Origin of the sequence: Hydrogenophaga laconesensis, from assembly GCF_031457235.1 — a bacterium.
Lineage (GTDB): Bacteria > Pseudomonadota > Gammaproteobacteria > Burkholderiales > Burkholderiaceae_C > Hydrogenophaga > Hydrogenophaga laconesensis.
Genome location: NZ_JAVDWE010000007.1, coordinates 168,088 through 185,725, shown reverse-complemented (window position 1 = coordinate 185,725; position 17,638 = coordinate 168,088). Strand labels below are relative to the sequence as shown.

Annotated in this window: 17 protein-coding genes; 6 read left to right on the top strand and 11 right to left on the bottom strand. The window is 62.9% G+C overall.

From position 1 onward, the window contains the following. Positions 1–9 precede the first annotated feature (9 nt). The 8 genes from J2X09_RS14155 to J2X09_RS14120 form a co-directional block, all read right to left on the bottom strand. Complete coding sequence (locus J2X09_RS14155; RefSeq protein ID WP_204734012.1) at positions 10–726, bottom strand: ABC transporter ATP-binding protein; 717 nt, start codon at positions 724–726, stop codon at positions 10–12. Positions 727–742: 16 nt separating this feature from the next. Next, positions 743–1,513 (bottom strand): ABC transporter ATP-binding protein, encoded by a 771-nt coding sequence (locus tag J2X09_RS14150; protein ID WP_204734013.1) that lies wholly within the window; start codon positions 1,511–1,513, stop codon positions 743–745. Positions 1,514–1,526: 13 nt separating this feature from the next. After that, entirely contained in the window at positions 1,527–2,612 is a 1,086-nt protein-coding gene (locus tag J2X09_RS14145) for a branched-chain amino acid ABC transporter permease (RefSeq protein WP_204734014.1), read from the bottom strand. A gap of 18 nt (positions 2,613–2,630) precedes the next feature. Beyond that, entirely contained in the window at positions 2,631–3,560 is a 930-nt protein-coding gene (locus J2X09_RS14140) for a branched-chain amino acid ABC transporter permease (RefSeq protein ID WP_204734015.1), read from the bottom strand. Between the two features lie 231 nt (positions 3,561–3,791). Continuing rightward, positions 3,792–5,063, bottom strand: a complete 1,272-nt coding sequence (locus tag J2X09_RS14135) for a replication-associated recombination protein A (RefSeq protein WP_204734016.1) — start codon at positions 5,061–5,063, stop codon at positions 3,792–3,794. 31 nt (positions 5,064–5,094) lie between these two features. Continuing rightward, positions 5,095–5,730: an outer membrane lipoprotein periplasmic chaperone LolA gene (gene lolA / locus J2X09_RS14130; protein WP_374726507.1), complete on the bottom strand. Its 636-nt coding sequence runs from the start codon at positions 5,728–5,730 to the stop codon at positions 5,095–5,097. A 50-nt stretch (positions 5,731–5,780) separates the two neighbouring features. Next, positions 5,781–8,135: a DNA translocase FtsK gene (locus J2X09_RS14125; RefSeq protein ID WP_204734018.1), complete on the bottom strand. Its 2,355-nt coding sequence runs from the start codon at positions 8,133–8,135 to the stop codon at positions 5,781–5,783. A 79-nt stretch (positions 8,136–8,214) separates the two neighbouring features. Continuing rightward, positions 8,215–8,889, bottom strand: coding sequence for a Crp/Fnr family transcriptional regulator (locus J2X09_RS14120; RefSeq protein WP_204734019.1), 675 nt, complete (start codon positions 8,887–8,889; stop codon positions 8,215–8,217). 156 nt (positions 8,890–9,045) lie between these two features. Between J2X09_RS14120 and trxB the strand changes: the two genes are divergently transcribed. The 3 genes from trxB (at position 9,046) to rpmG (ending at position 10,614) form a co-directional block, all read left to right on the top strand. Continuing rightward, positions 9,046–9,993 carry a thioredoxin-disulfide reductase gene (gene trxB, locus J2X09_RS14115; RefSeq protein ID WP_204734020.1) on the top strand — a complete coding sequence of 316 codons (948 nt, stop codon included), beginning with the start codon at positions 9,046–9,048 and terminating at the stop codon, positions 9,991–9,993. 204 nt (positions 9,994–10,197) lie between these two features. Next, on the top strand, positions 10,198–10,431 hold the full coding sequence (gene rpmB, locus J2X09_RS14110; protein WP_056269541.1) for a 50S ribosomal protein L28: 234 nt from the start codon (positions 10,198–10,200) through the stop codon (positions 10,429–10,431). Positions 10,432–10,443: 12 nt separating this feature from the next. Further along, positions 10,444–10,614, top strand: coding sequence for a 50S ribosomal protein L33 (gene rpmG / locus J2X09_RS14105; RefSeq protein ID WP_056269543.1), 171 nt, complete (start codon positions 10,444–10,446; stop codon positions 10,612–10,614). A 95-nt stretch (positions 10,615–10,709) separates the two neighbouring features. On the opposite strand, the gene J2X09_RS14100 is transcribed toward rpmG, so the two are convergent. Next, complete coding sequence (locus J2X09_RS14100; protein WP_204734021.1) at positions 10,710–11,936, bottom strand: DesA family fatty acid desaturase; 1,227 nt, start codon at positions 11,934–11,936, stop codon at positions 10,710–10,712. A 165-nt stretch (positions 11,937–12,101) separates the two neighbouring features. After that, complete coding sequence (locus J2X09_RS14095) at positions 12,102–13,370, bottom strand: RsmB/NOP family class I SAM-dependent RNA methyltransferase (RefSeq protein ID WP_204734022.1); 1,269 nt, start codon at positions 13,368–13,370, stop codon at positions 12,102–12,104. Between the two features lie 34 nt (positions 13,371–13,404). Here J2X09_RS14095 and J2X09_RS14090 point away from each other — a divergent pair, with 34 nt between their 5' ends. Beyond that, complete coding sequence (locus J2X09_RS14090) at positions 13,405–15,024, top strand: peptide chain release factor 3 (RefSeq protein ID WP_204734023.1); 1,620 nt, start codon at positions 13,405–13,407, stop codon at positions 15,022–15,024. Here the strand turns inward: J2X09_RS14090 and purN are convergent, their stop codons facing one another. Next, positions 15,025–15,618 carry a phosphoribosylglycinamide formyltransferase gene (purN, locus tag J2X09_RS14085; protein WP_204734024.1) on the bottom strand — a complete coding sequence of 198 codons (594 nt, stop codon included), beginning with the start codon at positions 15,616–15,618 and terminating at the stop codon, positions 15,025–15,027. It lies immediately after the preceding gene. Between the two features lie 14 nt (positions 15,619–15,632). On the opposite strand from purN, the gene J2X09_RS14080 reads away from it, so the two are divergent. Together J2X09_RS14080 and J2X09_RS14075 are read left to right on the top strand one after the other, a co-directional pair. Then, positions 15,633–16,364 (top strand): YceH family protein, encoded by a 732-nt coding sequence (locus tag J2X09_RS14080; RefSeq protein WP_204734025.1) that lies wholly within the window; start codon positions 15,633–15,635, stop codon positions 16,362–16,364. 78 nt (positions 16,365–16,442) lie between these two features. Beyond that, positions 16,443–17,624, top strand: coding sequence for an acyl-CoA dehydrogenase family protein (locus tag J2X09_RS14075; protein WP_204734026.1), 1,182 nt, complete (start codon positions 16,443–16,445; stop codon positions 17,622–17,624). The last annotated feature ends 14 nt before the right edge of the window (positions 17,625–17,638 follow it).

The following is a 17,638-nucleotide window of genomic DNA, read 5'->3' as shown; positions in this document are numbered from 1 at the left end:
GCGGCGCCCTTACTCGCCCAGGTAGGCGGCGCGCACCTTGGGGTCGTCAAGCATCTCGCGGCCCACGCCGGTCATGATGATTTCGCCGGAATCCATGACATAGCCACGGTCGGCAATCTGCAGGGCGCGGCGGGCATTTTGCTCCACCAGCAGAATCGTCACCCCCTGGGCCGACACATCGCGCACGACCTCGAAGATCTTGTCCACCATGATGGGCGAAAGCCCCATCGATGGCTCGTCAAGCAACAGCACCTTGGGTTGGCTCATCAGCGCGCGGGCCATGGCAAGCATCTGTTGCTCACCACCGCTCATGGTGCCGGCCAGCTGGTCTTTGCGCTCGCGCAGGCGCGGGAAGATGCCGAACATCCTCTCGATATCCTGCGCAATGCCGGCCTTGTCCTTGCGGATGTAGGCGCCCATTTGCAGGTTTTCTGTGATGGTCATGCGCGTGAACACGCCACGGCCTTCCGGAACCATGGCCAAGCCTTGCTTCACCAGATCCCAGGCACCCTTGCCCTTGATGCTCTGCCCCAGGTACTCGACATCGCCTGCTTCGTACGCGAGAGAGCCCGTGACCGCTTTCATCGTGGTGGTTTTGCCTGCACCGTTCGAACCGATCAGCGAAATCAGCTCGCCTTCGCGAACTTCGAGATCGATGCCCTTGACGGCCTTGATACCGCCATACGCGACCTTCAGACCGCTGACTTTAAGAAGTGTGTTTGCCATTTGCATCGGTCCTTGATCAGTGGCCGCCGGTACCGAGGTAGGCCTCGATCACCTTGGGGTTCTTCTGCACATCGGCAGGTGTGCCTGAAGCGAGCTGCTTGCCGTAGTCGAGCACGGTTACGCGGTCGCACAGCCCCATCACCAGCTTCACGTCGTGCTCGATCAGCAGAATCGTGCGGTTGTCCTTGCGGATGCGGTCGATCAACTCACGCAACTGAACTTTTTCAGTCGCGTTCATGCCTGCGGCCGGCTCGTCAAGTGCAATCAGCTGCGGGTCCGTGGCCAGGGCGCGCGCAATCTCCAGTCGGCGCTGGTCACCATAGCTCAACGTGCGCGACTTGTAATCGGCAAACTTCTCGATGCCCACGTACGCCAGCAACTCTCGGGCGCGGTCCGTGATCTCCTTCTCCTCACGCTTGAAGCCAGGCGTGCGCAACACTGCACCGATCAGGCCCGAGTGCGTGCGAACGTGGCGCCCGACCATGACGTTTTCCAGCGCGGTCATCTCAGCGAACAACCGGATGTTCTGGAACGTTCGCGCGATGCCAGCCTTGGCCACCTCATGCACAGCCGTGGGGGTGTAGGGCTTGCCCGCGAGTTCGAAAGACCCACTGTCGGGGGTGTACAAGCCGGTCAGCACGTTGAAGAACGTCGTCTTGCCAGCACCATTGGGACCGATCAGGCCATAGACCTGACCACGCTGGATTTCAATGCCCACATCACTCAGGGCCTGCAGGCCACCAAAGCGCTTGGAGACATTCGCCACTTTGAGAATCATGTCGCTCATCTGAATGCTCCGCTTACTTGGATAGGGACTTGCCGTGCTCGGGCGCAGGCCACAAGCCCCGCGGACGAAGCAGCATCACGACCACCATGGCCAGTGCGATGAGCAACTGGCGCAGGATCTCTGGGCCCAGGCGACCACCCGTCAATTCCGTCAAAGGATGTGCCACGTGACGCAGCACCTCGGGCAGACCTGCCAGCAGCAGCGCACCGAGCACCACGCCCGGGATGTGACCGATGCCACCGAGCACCACCATGGCCACCACCATCACCGACTCCATCAGTGAGAACGACTCAGGGGACACGAATCGCTGGAAAGAGGCGAACAGCACGCCGGAGACACCACCAAACGAGGCTCCCATGCCGAAGGCCAGCAACTTGAGGTTGCGCGTGTTCAAGCCCATGGCCTTGGCGGCAATCTCGTCCTCGCGAATCGCCATCCATGCACGGCCAATGCGCGAGTCCTGCAGACGGTAGGAGAGAACGATGGCCAGCACCACGAAGAACAGGAACAGGTAGTAGTACAGCGTGACCGGCTGAAAGGTGTAGTCACCGATGGTCAAACGCTTGCCGAGGTCCAGCCCGAAGACGGAGATGGAGTCGATCTGGCTGATGCCCTTGGGGCCGTTGGTGATGTTCACCGGACGGTCCATGTTGAGCAGGAAGATACGGATGATTTCACCGAAGCCCAGCGTGATGATGGCCAGGTAGTCACCGCGCAGCTTGAGCGTTGGAGCGCCGAGGATCATGCCGACGATGCCGGCGATCACCGCCGCAAGAATCATCACCCACCAGATGCTGTAGTGCAGGCCATTGGGGAACATGGCCTTGATGGCCGGAAAGGTGTCGGCCAGGTGAGGCGAGCCGAGCAAGGCAAACACATAGGCGCCCACCGCGAAGAAGGCGATGTAACCCAGATCAAGGAGGCCGGCGTAGCCGACCACGATGTTCAGGCCGAGAGCCAGCAGGACATACAGCAGGGCGATGTCGACAATGCGCACCCAGGAATTGCTGCCGGTGGATTGCAGGATGATGGGCAGCAGCAGCAGAGCCACGGCTGCAATGAGGAAAGCGATCAGCTTGCCAGTCTTGGTGTTCATCATGTGGTTTCTCCCGGACTGTCAGGCTCGGTCGGCGACACGTTCACCCAGCAGGCCCGACGGACGCAGCGTGAGAACGATGGCGAGAACGATGAACGCGAAGATGTCGGTGTACTGGCTGCCCAGCACACCACCGGTGAGCTTGCCGAGGTAGCCGGCGCCCAGCGACTCGATCAGACCCAGGGCAATGCCCCCGACAACGGCACCGGCGAGGTTGCCAATGCCACCCATGACGGCCGCCACGAACGCCTTGAGGCCGGGCATGAAACCCATGGCGTGCTGCACAGTGCCATAGTTGGAAGCCCACATCACGCCAGCGATGGCGGCCAGCATGGCACCGATGATGAAGGTAGCGGAGATGACCGTGTCGGGCTTGATGCCCATGAGCGCGGCCACGCGCGGGTTTTCGGCAGTGGCGCGCATGGCGCGACCCAGATTGGTGCGGTTGACGAGCCACATGAGAAAAGCCAGCGTGACCGCGGTGGTGGCCAGGATGACCACCTGCGTCACCGAGACGACCGCGCCTGCCACTTCGATCGGCGCGCGCGAGAGCATCGAGGGGTAGGACTTGGGATTGGGTGCCCAGATGATCATCGCGAACGTCTGAAGCAGCAGCGACATCCCGATCGCAGTGATCAGCGGTGCCAACCGGTTCGAGTTTCGCAGGGGCCTGTAGGCGAGCTTCTCGATCGAGAAATTCAGTGTGGCGCAGACCACCATCGCAATCACCGTGGCGAGGAAAAGGACCGCCCAGGTCGGCAATCCGGTGGATGCATTCATCATCCATCCGATGACGGTCCAACTGGTCAGGGCCCCGACCATCAGCACATCACCGTGTGCAAAGTTGATCAGGCCGATGATGCCGTACACCATGGTGTATCCAAGTGCGACGAGTGCATACATGCTGCCCAGCACCAGACCGTTGATGATCTGCTGTAGCAAAACTTCCATGAAAGATTCTCCGTGTGTGTGACAGGCCGCAGGTCGCTTGTGGCGCTGGCCCGTTTCAACCTAGCAAAAAACCCGCCAGACATGACCTTGAAACAGGACAGACTGCGGGTTGGTGGACGGATTGTAATGAGGCGTTTTGAGGGCCGAATGCGTGTAAGCCCTTAGCGGGCGCGGGTTTACCCTGATCAAAATACCCCGACGGGTTCCCACATCAGTGCGATTGCCGACACATTAGTTTTTTTGATTGTTCAGTTTTTTTAGTTCGCGCAACTTATCGGCAATGCGCAACTCCAGCCCACGCTCGACTGGTCGGTAGAAGTCGGGGTTGGCCATCCCGTCGGGCAGGTAACTTTCCCCGGCGGCAAAACCACCCTCTTCATCATGGGCGTAGCGATAGCCCTTCCCGTAATCCAGCGACTTCATGAGCCTGGTGGGCGCATTGCGCAGGTGCATGGGCACGGGTCTCGTGCCGTCCTTTTTCACGAAGGCCTTGGCCTGGTTGAACGCCTTGTAGACTGCGTTGGATTTCGGTGCCACGGCAAGGTACACCACGCACTCGGCAAGGGCAAGTTCGCCCTCGGGGCTGCCCAGGCGTTCGTAAACCTCGGCCGCATCCAGCGCCAGGCGCAGCGCCCGCGGATCGGCCAGGCCAATGTCCTCGCTCGCCATCCGGATGAGGCGCCGCGCCATGTACCGCGGATCGGCCCCACCATCGAGCATGCGCACGAACCAGTACAGCGATGCGTCCGGGTCCGAGCCGCGCACGCTCTTGTGCAATGCGCTGATGGTGTCGTAGAACTGTTCTCCACCCTTGTCATAGCGCCGCATGCGCTCGCCGAGAACCTTGAGCAGCCAGGCATCGCTCACCTCGGTCAACTGTTCCCGGTCCGCGGCCACAGCCAGGGTCTCCAGTGTGTTGAGCAGGCGACGGGCGTCACCGTCGGCATAGGAAATGAGTCGATCGATGGCTGCAGCCTCGATGGCAGGAACCGCGTCAATGGCCTGGGCCTTGGCCACGATCTCCCGCAGATCATCCTCGGACAAGGGCTGCAGCACATAGACCGCCGCGCGCGACAGAAGCGCCGAATTGACTTCGAACGAAGGGTTTTCGGTAGTCGCCCCGATGAAGGTGAACAGACCGCTTTCCACATGCGGCAGGAAGGCGTCCTGCTGGCTCTTGTTGAACCGGTGCACCTCGTCGACAAACAGAATCGTCCGCTGAGGTGTCAAACCGCTGCGCGCTGCCTCGGCTCGCTCCACGGCTTCGCGGATGTCCTTCACGCCGCCCAGCACGGCGCTGATGGTGAGGAACTGGGCGTCGAAGGCATTGGCCATCAGGCGCGCGATGGTGGTCTTCCCCACGCCTGGGGGGCCCCACAGAATGCAGCTGTGCGGCTGGCCCGATTCGAAGGCGAGGCGAAGTGCCATGCCTTCACCCAGCATGTGCCGCTGCCCGATCACTTCGGCCAGCGTACGCGGGCGCAGGCGCTCGGCCAGGGGCATGTGATTGCTGGCGATCGGCACGGGGGGACGATCAGGGCTTGACGACCGCAGCACCTGGGGGCGGCTGGAACTTGAAGTCACCCAACTTCAGCGGCGCATTGGCCTGCCAGTTGTTGAACGTGAGCACCGAGCGTTGGCCCAGGCTGTCCTCGATGTCCAGCACAGCGAGCTGTCCTTGGCGAAAACCCACACGCACCATCTGCAACTGGCCGTTGCGGTCCTTCGGACGGGCTTCAAGCCACGCCAGGCCGTCGCGTGCAGCTGCAGACTTCAACTCGAATGCATCGGAAAGCCCCTTGAGATCGGCGCCGGCGGCAATCAAGGCCGCAGGTGTGCTGCCCAGGGCATCTTTCTGTGCGCGCGAGGTGACCTGATTCAGGTCGACATCGTGAAGCCACAGCGTCTGTCCATCCGCCACGATGGTCTGCTCGAAGGGCTTGGCGTAGACAAAGCGAAAGCGGTCAGGCCGAAGAAATTCGAATGTGCCGCTGGAGGTCTTGCTGCGCGCCACGTTGTCGCTCGCGCGCCTGGGTGAAGTCACGACCTGGGTGAAGTTCGCTTTACCGCTGTTGACTTCACGCAGAAACTTCTCGAGGTCTTGCAGGCCGTCGGCGTGGGCCATGGCAGCGCAGCAGGCCAGCGCACAAGTGGTGATGAATTGCTTGATCATGGACGGTAGGATCCGGTTGCGCCGACTTGGTTGCACATCGGCTGCGTTCAATCTCCGCGCGAGGGCACCAGAATGTCACGCTGGCCGCTGGATGTGAGGGCGCTGACAAGCCCCGCGTTCTCCATGTCTTCCAGCAGGCGCGCGGCGCGGTTGTAACCGATCTTCAGCTTGCGCTGCACATAGGAAATGCTTGCCTTGCGGTCCTTGAGCACGATCTCCACGGCCTGGTCGTACAGTGCGTCCTTCTCGCCATTGCCCTCTCCGCCGCCTTCGCCAAACAGGTCACCCCCGTCACCGTCGCCCGTCCCACCCTCGAGCACACCGTCGATGTAGTTGGGCTCGCCGCCCTGCTCCTTGAGATAGGCCACGACGCGATGCACCTCGTCGTCGCTCACGAAGGCGCCGTGCACACGGATCGGGAAGCCGGTTCCCGAGGGCATGTACAGCATGTCGCCCATGCCCAGCAGGCTTTCGGCACCCATCTGGTCGAGAATGGTGCGGCTGTCGATCTTGCTGCTTACCTGAAAGGACAGGCGAGTGGGAATATTGGCTTTGATGAGGCCGGTGATCACATCCACGCTGGGGCGTTGGGTGGCAAGGATCAGATGGATACCCGCAGCGCGCGCCTTCTGCGCCAGACGAGCGATGAGTTCCTCGATCTTCTTGCCCACCACCATCATCAGGTCAGCGAGCTCATCGATCACCACCACGATGTAGGGCAGGCGTTCCAGCGGCTCAGCCTGCTCCGGAGTAAGACTGAACGGGTTGCCGATGATCTCGCCACGCGCCGTCGCCTCGTCGATCTTGGTGTTGAAGCCCGCGAGGTTGCGCACGCCCATCTTGCTCATGAGCTTGTAGCGCTTCTCCATCTCCGCCACACACCAGTTCAGACCGTTGGCAGCGTGCTTCATGTCCGTCACCACGGGTGCCAGCAGGTGCGGGATACCCTCGTAGACGCTCATTTCCAGCATCTTCGGGTCGATCAGCAGCAGGCGCACGTCGCGCGCATCGGCCTTGTAGAGCAGCGACAGGATCATCGCGTTGATGCCCACTGACTTGCCCGAACCCGTGGTCCCAGCCACGAGGCAATGCGGCATCTTCGCGAGATCGGCCACCACCGGCTGACCGCCGATGTCCTTGCCCAGGCCCATGGTCAGCATCGACTTGGCGTCGTTGTAGATCTGAGATCCAAGGATTTCGCTGAGCCTGATCGTCTGGCGTTTGGCGTTTGGCAACTCGAGCGCCATCAGGTTCTTGCCCGGGATGGTCTCGATCACCCGAATCGAGACCAGTGACAGCGAACGGGCCAGATCACGCCCAAGGTTGACGATCTGCGATCCTTTGACCCCGGTCGCGGGCTCGATCTCATAACGCGTGATCACCGGCCCTGGAGCGGCGGCCACCACGCGGACCTCGACGCCAAAATCCTTGAGTTTCTTTTCAATCAGGCGACTGGTCATCTCCAGCGTCTGGCTGTCGACGCCAGCCTGGTGCGTGGGCGCACTGTCGAGCAGGTCGACCTGGGGCAGCTTGCTGTCGGGCAACTCGGTGAAAAGCGGTTTCTGGCGCTCCTTGGCCACGCGTTCGCTCTTGGGAACGTCCACCAGTGTGGGTTCGATCACCACCGGCGTCGGGTGGTGCTCCTCGATCTCGACACGCTCAACCTTGACGACCTCTTCCCGTTCGCGTGCGGCCTTCTCCCCAATGCGCTGATCTTCGACCGCCTCGCGCTTCTCGCGCCGGGCTTCGAACCAGCCGTCGAGCGTGTGGCCCACTTCCTCGGCCCAATGGCCCCAGGAGAAACGGAAAACCGTCGGCAGGCAAACCAGCAGCACGGCCAGCATGGCCAGGGCCGAGCCAGTGAAACCCAGCCATCGCGTGGCCACCGGACCCAGCGCATGGCCAAGCACGCCGCCCGCATGGTCCGGCAACAAAGCCTCCAATCGGTACAGACGGCTCCATTCCAGCACGGCACTGGCTCCCATCAGGGTGACCAGCGCCAGCCAGAAGAGGACACGCCGTACCCACGGCCGATGCCAGATGCCGTCACCGGGCTCCGTGGCGTCGCCCTCGGCTCCTTGCGCACCACGAATCCAGCGCGCCAGCGTGGACAGCCACGCCCGGACACCCGCGAGGAACAGCCACCACACCGAAAAGCCGAAAAGGTAATAGCTCCAGTCCGACAACATGGCCCCCAGCCGGCCACCCCAGTTGCCAACATCTGACGAGGTGCCCGTGGTGCTCCAGGCCGGATCGGCCAGGGAGTGGCTGAGCAATGCCAGCAGCCAGAAAGCGAGCGCGGCCGCGCCCAGCACCAGGCCAATTTCCTGGGCAAACCGGGAAACACCCGCCGGCGCCGCAGGGCTGCGGTCGGCGTTGAGGGTGTTGAGTGAGTAAGTCATAGGCTCCGTCGAATTCCAACGGCAAGCTTACCCCATGCCAGTCGCGCGGCGGGCAGTGCCCGCAGAGGCTGCAGCAGACTCAACCCAGCGAGTTGAGGCGCTCCTTGATCACCGTACTGCCCTCTTCCGTGACCTCGATGAAACCCCGGTCTTCAAGGTCCTTCATGACACGGCTGACCATTTCGCGAGAAGCCCCGATCATCTTGGCCACATCCTGGCGGGAAACACGGTCCTTGATGGTCAGAACGCCATCTTTGTCGGGCTGGGCAAACTCCAGCAGGGCACGCGCCACGCGGCCATAGACATCCATCAGGGCCAGCGATTCGATCTTGCGGTCGGCGTGGCGCAGACGCTGCACAAGGCCGCGCATGACCGCATACGCCATCGAGGTGTTTTCGGGCAGGCAGCGTGCGAACTCGGTGCGCCCCAGAATCAGCACATCCGTCTGCACCTCCGCGCGCACAGTCGCGGAGTGCGGCTGGTTGTCGATCAGGCTCATCTCGCCCACGTAATCGCCTGGATTCATGGTCGCCAGGATCACCTCGCGTCCACGCGTGTCCGTCGTCACCACGCGCGCCCGTCCTGTCAGAACAATGGCCAGGCAGTTGGACTTCTTGCCCTGTTCGACAATGCATTCGCCGCGCTTGAAGCGCCTCTTGACCACGGAATCCGCCACCGACTCGGCCTGCGCCTGGGTCAAGGTGGAGAAAAGCGGCACCCTGCGGATGAGATCGAGATTGGACAGGAGAGACATGCGTGTATTCCTTGGTTGGGACGGCGCAAGCAGCGCTCTTTCATACAATGATTCGCACACATCGGGCGCCCGGCGGCACTGGATTCGCTCGCCTAATGCCCCCATATAACCGCTTACTCTAAACCACTTGGCTCCAAATTCGATGGGGCGCTCAACATGAAACACGCGAAAGTCCTCATCCTGGGTTCTGGCCCTGCTGGCTACACCGCCGCCGTCTATGCCGCGCGCGCCAACCTCAACCCCGTGCTCATCACCGGCATTGCCCAGGGCGGCCAGCTCATGACCACGACCGACGTGGACAACTGGCCTGCCGACGCCGAGGGTGTGCAGGGCCCCGATCTGATGCAGCGGTTTCTGGCGCACGCGGAGCGCTTCAAGACCGAAATCATCTTCGACCACATCAACACCGTGGACTTCAGCAAACGGCCCTTCGTGCTCAAGGGCGACAGCGGCGAATACAGCTGCGACGCACTCATCATCGCGACCGGTGCATCGGCCAAGTACCTGGGCCTGCCTTCCGAGGAAAGCTTCATGGGCAAAGGCGTGTCGGGTTGCGCCACCTGCGACGGCTTCTTCTACCGGGGACAGGAAGTCAGCGTGGTCGGTGGCGGCAACACGGCCGTGGAAGAGGCCCTGTACCTCTCCAACATCGCCAGCAAGGTCACGCTCGTGCACCGCCGGGACACATTCAAGGCGGAAGCCATCCTGGTCGACAAGCTGATGGAGAAGGTTGCTGCCGGCAAGATCGAGCTCAAGCTGCACAGCACGCTGGACGAGGTGCTGGGTGATCAGACCGGTGTGACCGGTGTGCGCTTGAAGAGCGTGAAGACAGGCAACACCGAAGAGGTGGCGGTGAAAGGTTGCTTCATCGCCATCGGTCACCAGCCCAACACCGACATCTTCAAGGGCCAGCTCGAGATGAAGGACGGCTATATCACCACCCGTTCCGGACTTCAGGGGATGGCCACCATGACCAGCGTGCCAGGCGTCTTTGCCGCCGGCGACGTGCAGGATCATGTGTACCGCCAGGCCATCACCAGTGCAGGCACGGGCTGCATGGCCGCACTCGATGCTCAACGCTTCCTGGAGCAGAACGCGGGCTGAAATCCCGACCTGACGGTCGGACTTGCCCGGCTGGCCAGGGATTGACTATAATTGCGGGCTTTGCTGCGCTTTACCGGCCTGCCCGGGTACGAAGCAGATCTTCGGGTTACCGCCACCCTTTCCTGGCGAGGTGAGGCTGATGGGCCAGACGGGGACTCCCCCGGTTCGCGGTCCGCAGCTGTTTGAAATGATCGGAGTGTCCTCATGGCACGCGTCTGCGACGTCACGGGCAAGAAGCCCATGGTCGGGAACAACGTTTCCCACGCCAACAACAAAACCAAGCGCCGGTTCCTGCCGAACCTGCAATACCGCCGTTTCTGGGTCGAGAGTGAAAACCGCTGGGTGCGCCTGCGCGTCTCTGGCGCTGCTCTGCGCCTGATCGACAAAAACGGCATTGACGCCGTGCTCGCCGACCTGCGCGCACGCGGTCAGGCTTAAGGAGAACCGAACATGGCAACCAAAGGCGCACGCGAGAAGATCAAGCTGGAATCCACCGCTGGAACCGGCCACTTCTACACCACCACCAAAAACAAGAAGACCACGCCCGAGAAGATGCTGATCAAGAAATTTGATCCGAAGGCTCGCAAGCACGTGGACTACAAGGAAATCAAGCTCAAGTAATCGAGCCGATGCCCCAACAAAAAACCCGCTGTCTTCACAGCGGGTTTTTTGTTGTCCGGGGGCCGCGCAGGCGGCGTCCGGAAGATCGGGTGCGATCAGGCGTGGGCAGAGCGCAGGCGGATCGAGAAATCACGCAGGGCGGCGATACCGCTTTCTTCAGCGCGGCGGCACCAGGCTTGCAAGTCCACAGCCAGTTGCTCACGGGTAGCATTGGTGCTGGACCACAGGGCACGCAGCTCCTCGCGCATCGTCACCATCTTGTCGAGCACGGGGTGCTCCGCACGGACCTGGGCCAGCTGAGCCTTCACATTGGCGGGCACCTTGTCGTCATCGCGGTGCAGCCAGCGGCGCGCTGCTTGCAAGACGGTCGCGTCGCCACGGCGCTGCTTCAGGGCTTGCAGCTCCTGCTTGCACGCGGCACGCATTTCGCGGGCATAGCCGGCCATCACTTCGTAGCGGTTGGCGATGATCGCCTCCAGCGTCTTCTCGTCGGCCACCGGGCGAACGGCACCATAGGCCATCTTCGGCGGCACCTTCTTCACGGACGCAAGACCGACGGACTTCATCATGGTGATGTACATCCAGCCAATGTCGAACTCGTAAGGCTTGACCGACAGCTTGGCCGAGGTCGGGTATGTGTGGTGGTTGTTGTGCAACTCTTCACCCCCGATCAGGATGCCCCAGGGCGACACGTTGGTGCTCGCATCGGTGGCTTCGAAGTTGCGGTAGCCCCACCAGTGGCCGATGCCGTTGATGACGCCGGCGGCGGTGATGGGAATCCAGGCCATCTGCAGGGCCCAGACGGCCACACCCAGGACACCGAACAGCGCCACGTCGATGATCAGCATCAGGCTCACGCCGAGGCGCGAATGGCCCGTGTAGAGGTGCTTCTCGATCCAGTCGTTGGGCGTGTTGTGGCCGTAACGCTCCATGGTCTCGGCATTCTTCGCCTCGGCGCGGTAAAGCTCGGCACCTTCGTAGAACACCTTCTTGATGCCAAAGATGTGCGGGCTGTGAGGATCCCCCTCATGTTCGCACTTGGCGTGGTGCTTGCGGTGAATGGCCGTCCACTCCTTCGTGACCATGCCCGTGGTCATCCACAGCCAGAAGCGGAAGAAATGCGAGGCAATCGGATGAAGGTCCAGCGACCGGTGCGCGGAATGGCGGTGCAGGTAGATGGTGACGCTGGCGATCGTGATGTGTGTCAACACCAGGGCCACGAGAAGGACCTGCCACCAGGCAGCGCCAGTGAGGCCCTGCGCCAGAAACTGGATCAGGCCATCCCAAAGCTGGGTCAAGGTTCCGGAATCGGAAGAAAACATGGAGTTCCTAAAAGACCGCCCTGGGTCACGAAAAGAAGCGCGCCAAGCCCGTGGGCGGTGTGGGTCAGCGAAGGTCGAATTTTAAGGCCGGGGGTGGAAATCACCAACCCAAGGAACGAGTTGGATGCAAACTTCCGCCTTCAGTTCAGGTAAATTGACGGCAATTCAAGGCCTTTTCCGCCAAACGGCAGCGAAAAAGCCGTCGGTTGCGTGCCGATGAGGCCACAAACGCAGCCAGCGCCCATCTTTGCCGGAGCACAGCGAAGACGCCTCAGAAACGTGCGCACTGGCCAGGAGCCCCTCCACGGGGACAGGCTCGAAGTCGGCATGACCGGCCTCAAAAGCCGAGCAGACCGCCTCATTCTCCTCCCGCAGCAAGCTGCAGGTCGCGTACACCAGGCGGCCACCCGGCTTCAGCAAGCGGGCTGCGCTGTGCAGGATGGCCTGTTGCAACGCCGCCAAATCTCCCACGGTTTGCGGCGTCTGGCGCCATTTCAGGTCGGGGCTGCGCCGCAGTGTGCCGAGGCCAGAACAGGGGGCATCCACCAGCACGCGGTCGATCTTGCCCGCCAGGCGCTTGATGCGGTCATCCCGCTCATGCGCAATGGCCACGGGGTGCACGTTGGACAGGCCGCTGCGCGCCAGCCGGGGTTTGAGCGCATCGAGGCGATGGCCCGATGTATCGAAGGCGTAGAGCCGGCCACTGTTGCGCATGGCAGCACCGATGGCGAGGGTCTTGCCACCCGCGCCGGCGCAGAAATCCACGACCATCTCGCCACGCTTGGCATCCAGCAGCAGGGCCAGCAGTTGCGAACCTTCATCCTGCACCTCGACTTCCCCCTGCACGAAAGCGGGCAGTTTGGCCAGCGAGGGTTTGCCTTGCAGCCGGATGCCCATCGGCGAATAGGGCGTGGCCGTGCCGGCCAGACCGGCTTTCTGCAATGCCGTGAGCGCCGCGTCGCGCTTGGCCTTGAGAACATTCACCCGAAGGTCCAGCGGTGCGGGCTGGTTCAGACTGGCGGCGAGGGCGTTGAACTCGTCGCCCACCTGGTCGCGCAAGGCCGTGACCAGCCACTCGGGCAGGTTGTGGCGATGCGGCGCCATGAGCTCGGCGTCGTTGACGGCATCGCAATGGTCGAGCCAGATTTTCTCGGGCTCGGTCAGCGCGCTCTTGAGAAAGTCGCGGTCACCGGGGAACGCGAGGATGGCCAGGCGGCGCCATTTCGAGCCACTGCCCGAGCGGGCCAGCCATTCAAGCCGGAGGCGTTCCCGCAGGATGGTATAGACGGTGTCGGACAGGGTGGCCCGCTCGCGCGGGCCAAGCGAGCGGTTCTCGCGGAAATGGCGCGCCACGACAGCGTCCGCGGGGTGCTCGAACTTGAAGACTTGTTCGATCAGGCTGGCGCTTTCGTCCAGAAGGGCTTTGGGATGCATAAGGCGTATTGTCCACCGGGGATAATCATGGGCTATGTCCGAAATCTCCGAACAGGTGCGCCGCCGGCGCACTTTCGCCATCATTTCCCACCCCGACGCGGGCAAGACCACGCTGACAGAGAAGCTGCTGCTGTTCTCCGGCGCCATCAACATTGCGGGCAGCGTCAAGGCCCGCAAGGCCGCCCGCCACGCCACCAGCGACTGGATGGAAATCGAGAAGCAACGCGGCATCTCGGTGGCGTCATCCGTGATGCAGATGGAATACCGCGACTGCGTGATCAACCTGCTCGACACCCCGGGCCACCAGGACTTCTCTGAAGACACCTACCGCGTGCTCACCGCCGTCGATGCGGCCCTGATGGTGATCGACGCCGGCAACGGCGTGGAGCCCCAGACCCGGCGCCTGCTGCAGGTCTGCCGCGCGCGCAACACACCCATCCTCACTTTCGTGAACAAGATGGACCGCGAGGTGCAGGCACCGCTGGACCTGATGGACGAAATCGAACGAGAGCTCGGCATGACCGTCGTGCCCTTCACCTGGCCCGTTGGCATGGGCAAGACGTTCCGCGGCGTGTTCGACCGGCGTACCGACCAGATGCGCGTGTTCGCCGCCGGTGAGGATCGCCGGGGTGGCGACGAGGAAGTGCTCACCGGACTGGCCAACCCCGAAAGCGTGAAGCGCTTTGGCGCGGAGTTCGAGCAGGCGCGCGAGGAACTGGAGCTGGTGTCGGGTGCCTCCCCTGCATTCGACGAGCAGCAGTTCCTTGCTGGCCAGCAGACGCCCATGCTGTTCGGGTCTGCGGTGAACAACTTCGGCGTTCGCGAGGTGCTCGACGCGCTGGTCGACCTCGCCCCGCCGCCCGGTGAGCGGCCGGCCATCCAGCGCACGGTGAAGCCAGAGGAAACCAAGTTCAGCGGCGTGGTGTTCAAGATCCAGGCCAACATGGATCCGGCACACCGCGACCGCATCGCCTTCGTGCGCGTGGCGAGCGGCCATTTCGAACGCGGCATGAAGCTCAAGGTGGTGCGATCGGGCAAGGACCTGCGGCCCAACACCGTGGTGAGCTTCCTTTCTCAGCGGCGCGAACTGCTGGACGAGGCGTTTGCCGGTGACATCATTGGCATTCCCAACCACGGCGTGCTGCAGCTCGGCGACACCCTGACCGAAGGCGAGAGCCTGCAGTTCACGGGTCTGCCCTTCTTCGCGCCGGAAATCATCCGCAGTGTGGAAGTGGCCGACCCGCTGCGCAGCAAGCAGCTGCGCGCCGGCCTGACCCAGCTCGGCGAAGAAGGTGCGATCCAGGTGTTTCGCCCCGTCGCCGGTTCGGTGCTGCTGCTCGGTGCGGTGGGTCAGCTGCAGTTCGAGGTGGTGGCGCACCGGCTAGAGCATGAGTACGGCGTGAAGGCCCGCATCATGAACAGCCCATATCAGGTGGCGCGCTGGGTCACCTGCGCACCTGAGGACGGCGGCGATATCGAGCTGAAACGATTCATTGACGCCAACAGCCACCGTGTGGCGCTGGACGCCGTGGATGCGCCCACCCTGCTCGTGGACCATTCCGCGACGCTGCGCGCCGTGGAAGCCAACTGGCCCAAGATCAAGTTCCACGCGATGCGTGAGCACGCGGGGCTTGTGTTTGCCAAAGGCGTCTGATCAAGCCACGGCGAGCAGCCGCTCCACCGCCCGCGGGTAGATCACATGTTCCTGCGCGAGCACCCGTGCCCCAAGCGATTCCGCGGTGTCGTCCGGCAGCACCGGCACCACGGCCTGCTCCAGAATCTCGCCGTGATCCAGCTCGGATGTCACGCGGTGCACAGTGGCGCCGGCAAAGCGGCAACCCATCTCGATGGCGCGCTGGTGCGTCTTCAGGCCCGGGAAAGCGGGCAACAGGCTGGGGTGGATGTTGATGAGTCGCCCCTCGTAGTGCTGCACGAATCCCGGCGTGAGGATTCGCATGAACCCCGCCAGCACCACGAGCGCGGGGGCATGCCGGTCGATTTCGGCCTTCAGGGCCGCATCGAAGGCCTCGCGGCTGTCATAGCCCTTGTGGTCCAGCGCGGCAGTGGCGATGCCCTGCTCCTTCGCCCAGGCCAGACCCGGGGCCGCGGCCTTGTTGCTGACGACAGCTGCGATGCGTGCGCCGAAGCGGGCCTGCCAGCGTTGTGTCCGGGCGGTCTCCACGATGGCAGCCATGTTCGAGCCGCTGCCGGAGATGAGAATCACGATGTTTTTGTTCAGGCCAGACATGGCCGGGAAGTGTAATGACCTCAGACCTGCAACCCCTCTCTGCCGGCCGCCCGCGCGGCCATGATTTCAACCAGCGTCCGCTCTCGGCCGCCGAGGCGCGCGTGCTCGGCACGCTCATGGAAAAGGCGCGTACGGTGCCCGACAGCTACCCGCTCACGCTCAACGCCCTGGTAACCGGCTGCAACCAGAAATCCAGCCGGGAACCGGTGACGAACCTGGCCGATGCCCTCGTGCTGGAAGCACTGGACGGTCTGCGCAGCCTGCACATGGTGCTTGAGGGCGGCGGAAGCCGCGTCACGCGCTACGAGCACAACTTCGCGCGCGCGGTGGGTGTGCCCGAGCAGTCCGCCGTGCTGTTGGGCATGCTGATGTTGCGCGGCCCGCAGACCGCTGGGGAACTGCGCTTGAACACCGAGCGCTGGTACAAATTTCTCGACATCGCTTCGGTCGACGGCTTCCTGGAGGAAATGCAGGAGCGCGCAGCCGACAAAGGCGGCCCCCTGGTGGTGAAGCTTCCGCGTGCGCCTGGTGCCCGTGAGCAGCGCTGGGCGCACCTGCTGTGTGGCCCGGTCGACATGACCGCGCCCGCTGCACAGGCCACGAATGCCAGCAGTGCGGCCACCGAGGATGAGCTGATCGCCCTCAGCCGCCGGGTGGCTTCGCTGGAAAACACGGTGGCCTCCTTGCAGGAGCAGCTGCAGAATCTGCACGAGCAGTTGGGCATGTCACAGCCCGGACAGCCATAAAACGAACGGTCGTGCGAAACTGACCGGCGTTGTTCAATTTGCCGGCACACATCCTGTGGCGGCCACCAGGAGACATCCATGGATTTGGCATTCACGCCCGAAGAACAGGCGTTTCGCGAGGAGATCCGCAGCTGGGTCAAGGCCAACCTGCCTGCCGAGATTTCCTACAAGGTCCACAACGCTCTGCGCCTGACGCGCGACGACATGCAGCGCTGGGCGAAGATTCTGGGCAAGAAGGGGTGGCTCGGCTGGGGCTGGCCGAAGGAGTTCGGTGGCCCGGGCTGGAATGCCGTGCAGAAGCACCTGTTCGAGGAAGAATGCGCCCTGGCCGGCGCGCCTCGTGTGGTGCCCTTCGGCCCGGTGATGGTCGCGCCCGTGATCATGGCCTTCGGCAACAAGGAGCAGCAGCAACGCTTCCTGCCCGGCATCGCCAGTGGTGAAGTCTGGTGGAGCCAGGGCTACAGCGAACCAGGTTCCGGTTCGGACCTGGCCTCGGTAAAGACCCGTGCCGAGCGCAAGGGCGACAAATACATCGTGAATGGCCAGAAGACCTGGACCACACTGGGCCAGTACGGCGAATGGATCTTCTGCCTCGTGCGCACCAGCAACGAAGGCAAGCCGCAGACCGGTATTTCCTTCCTGCTGATCGACATGAAATCGCCCGGCGTCTCCGTGCGGCCGATCAAGCTGCTCGATGGTGAGAGCGAGGTGAACGAGGTCTGGTTCGACAACGTCGAAGTGCCTGCGGAGAACCTCATTGGCGAAGAGAACAAGGGCTGGACCTATGCCAAGCACCTGCTCAGCCACGAGCGCACCAACATCGCCGACGTGAACCGCGCCAAGCGCGAGCTCGAGCGCCTCAAGCGCATCGCCAGGACCGAGGGCGTCTGGGACGACGTGCGCTTCCGCGATCAGATCGCGCTGCTCGAAGTGGATGTGGTGGCGCTGGAAATGCTGGTGCTGCGTGTGCTCTCGGCCGAGAAGTCGGGCAAGAACTCGCTGGACATCGCCGGCTTGCTCAAGATCAAGGGCAGCGAGATCCAGCAGCGCTACAGCGAACTCATGATGCTCGCGGCCGGCCCCTACAGCCTGCCCTTCATCGAGGAAGCCATGGAAGCCGGCTGGCAGGGCAACTTCCCCGGGGGCGTCAACGCCAACGCGCCGCTCGCCTCCACCTACTTCAACATGCGCAAGACCACCATCTACGGCGGCAGCAACGAAGTGCAACGCAACATCGTCGCGCAGACGGTTCTGGGCTGAAGACTGAGGAGACA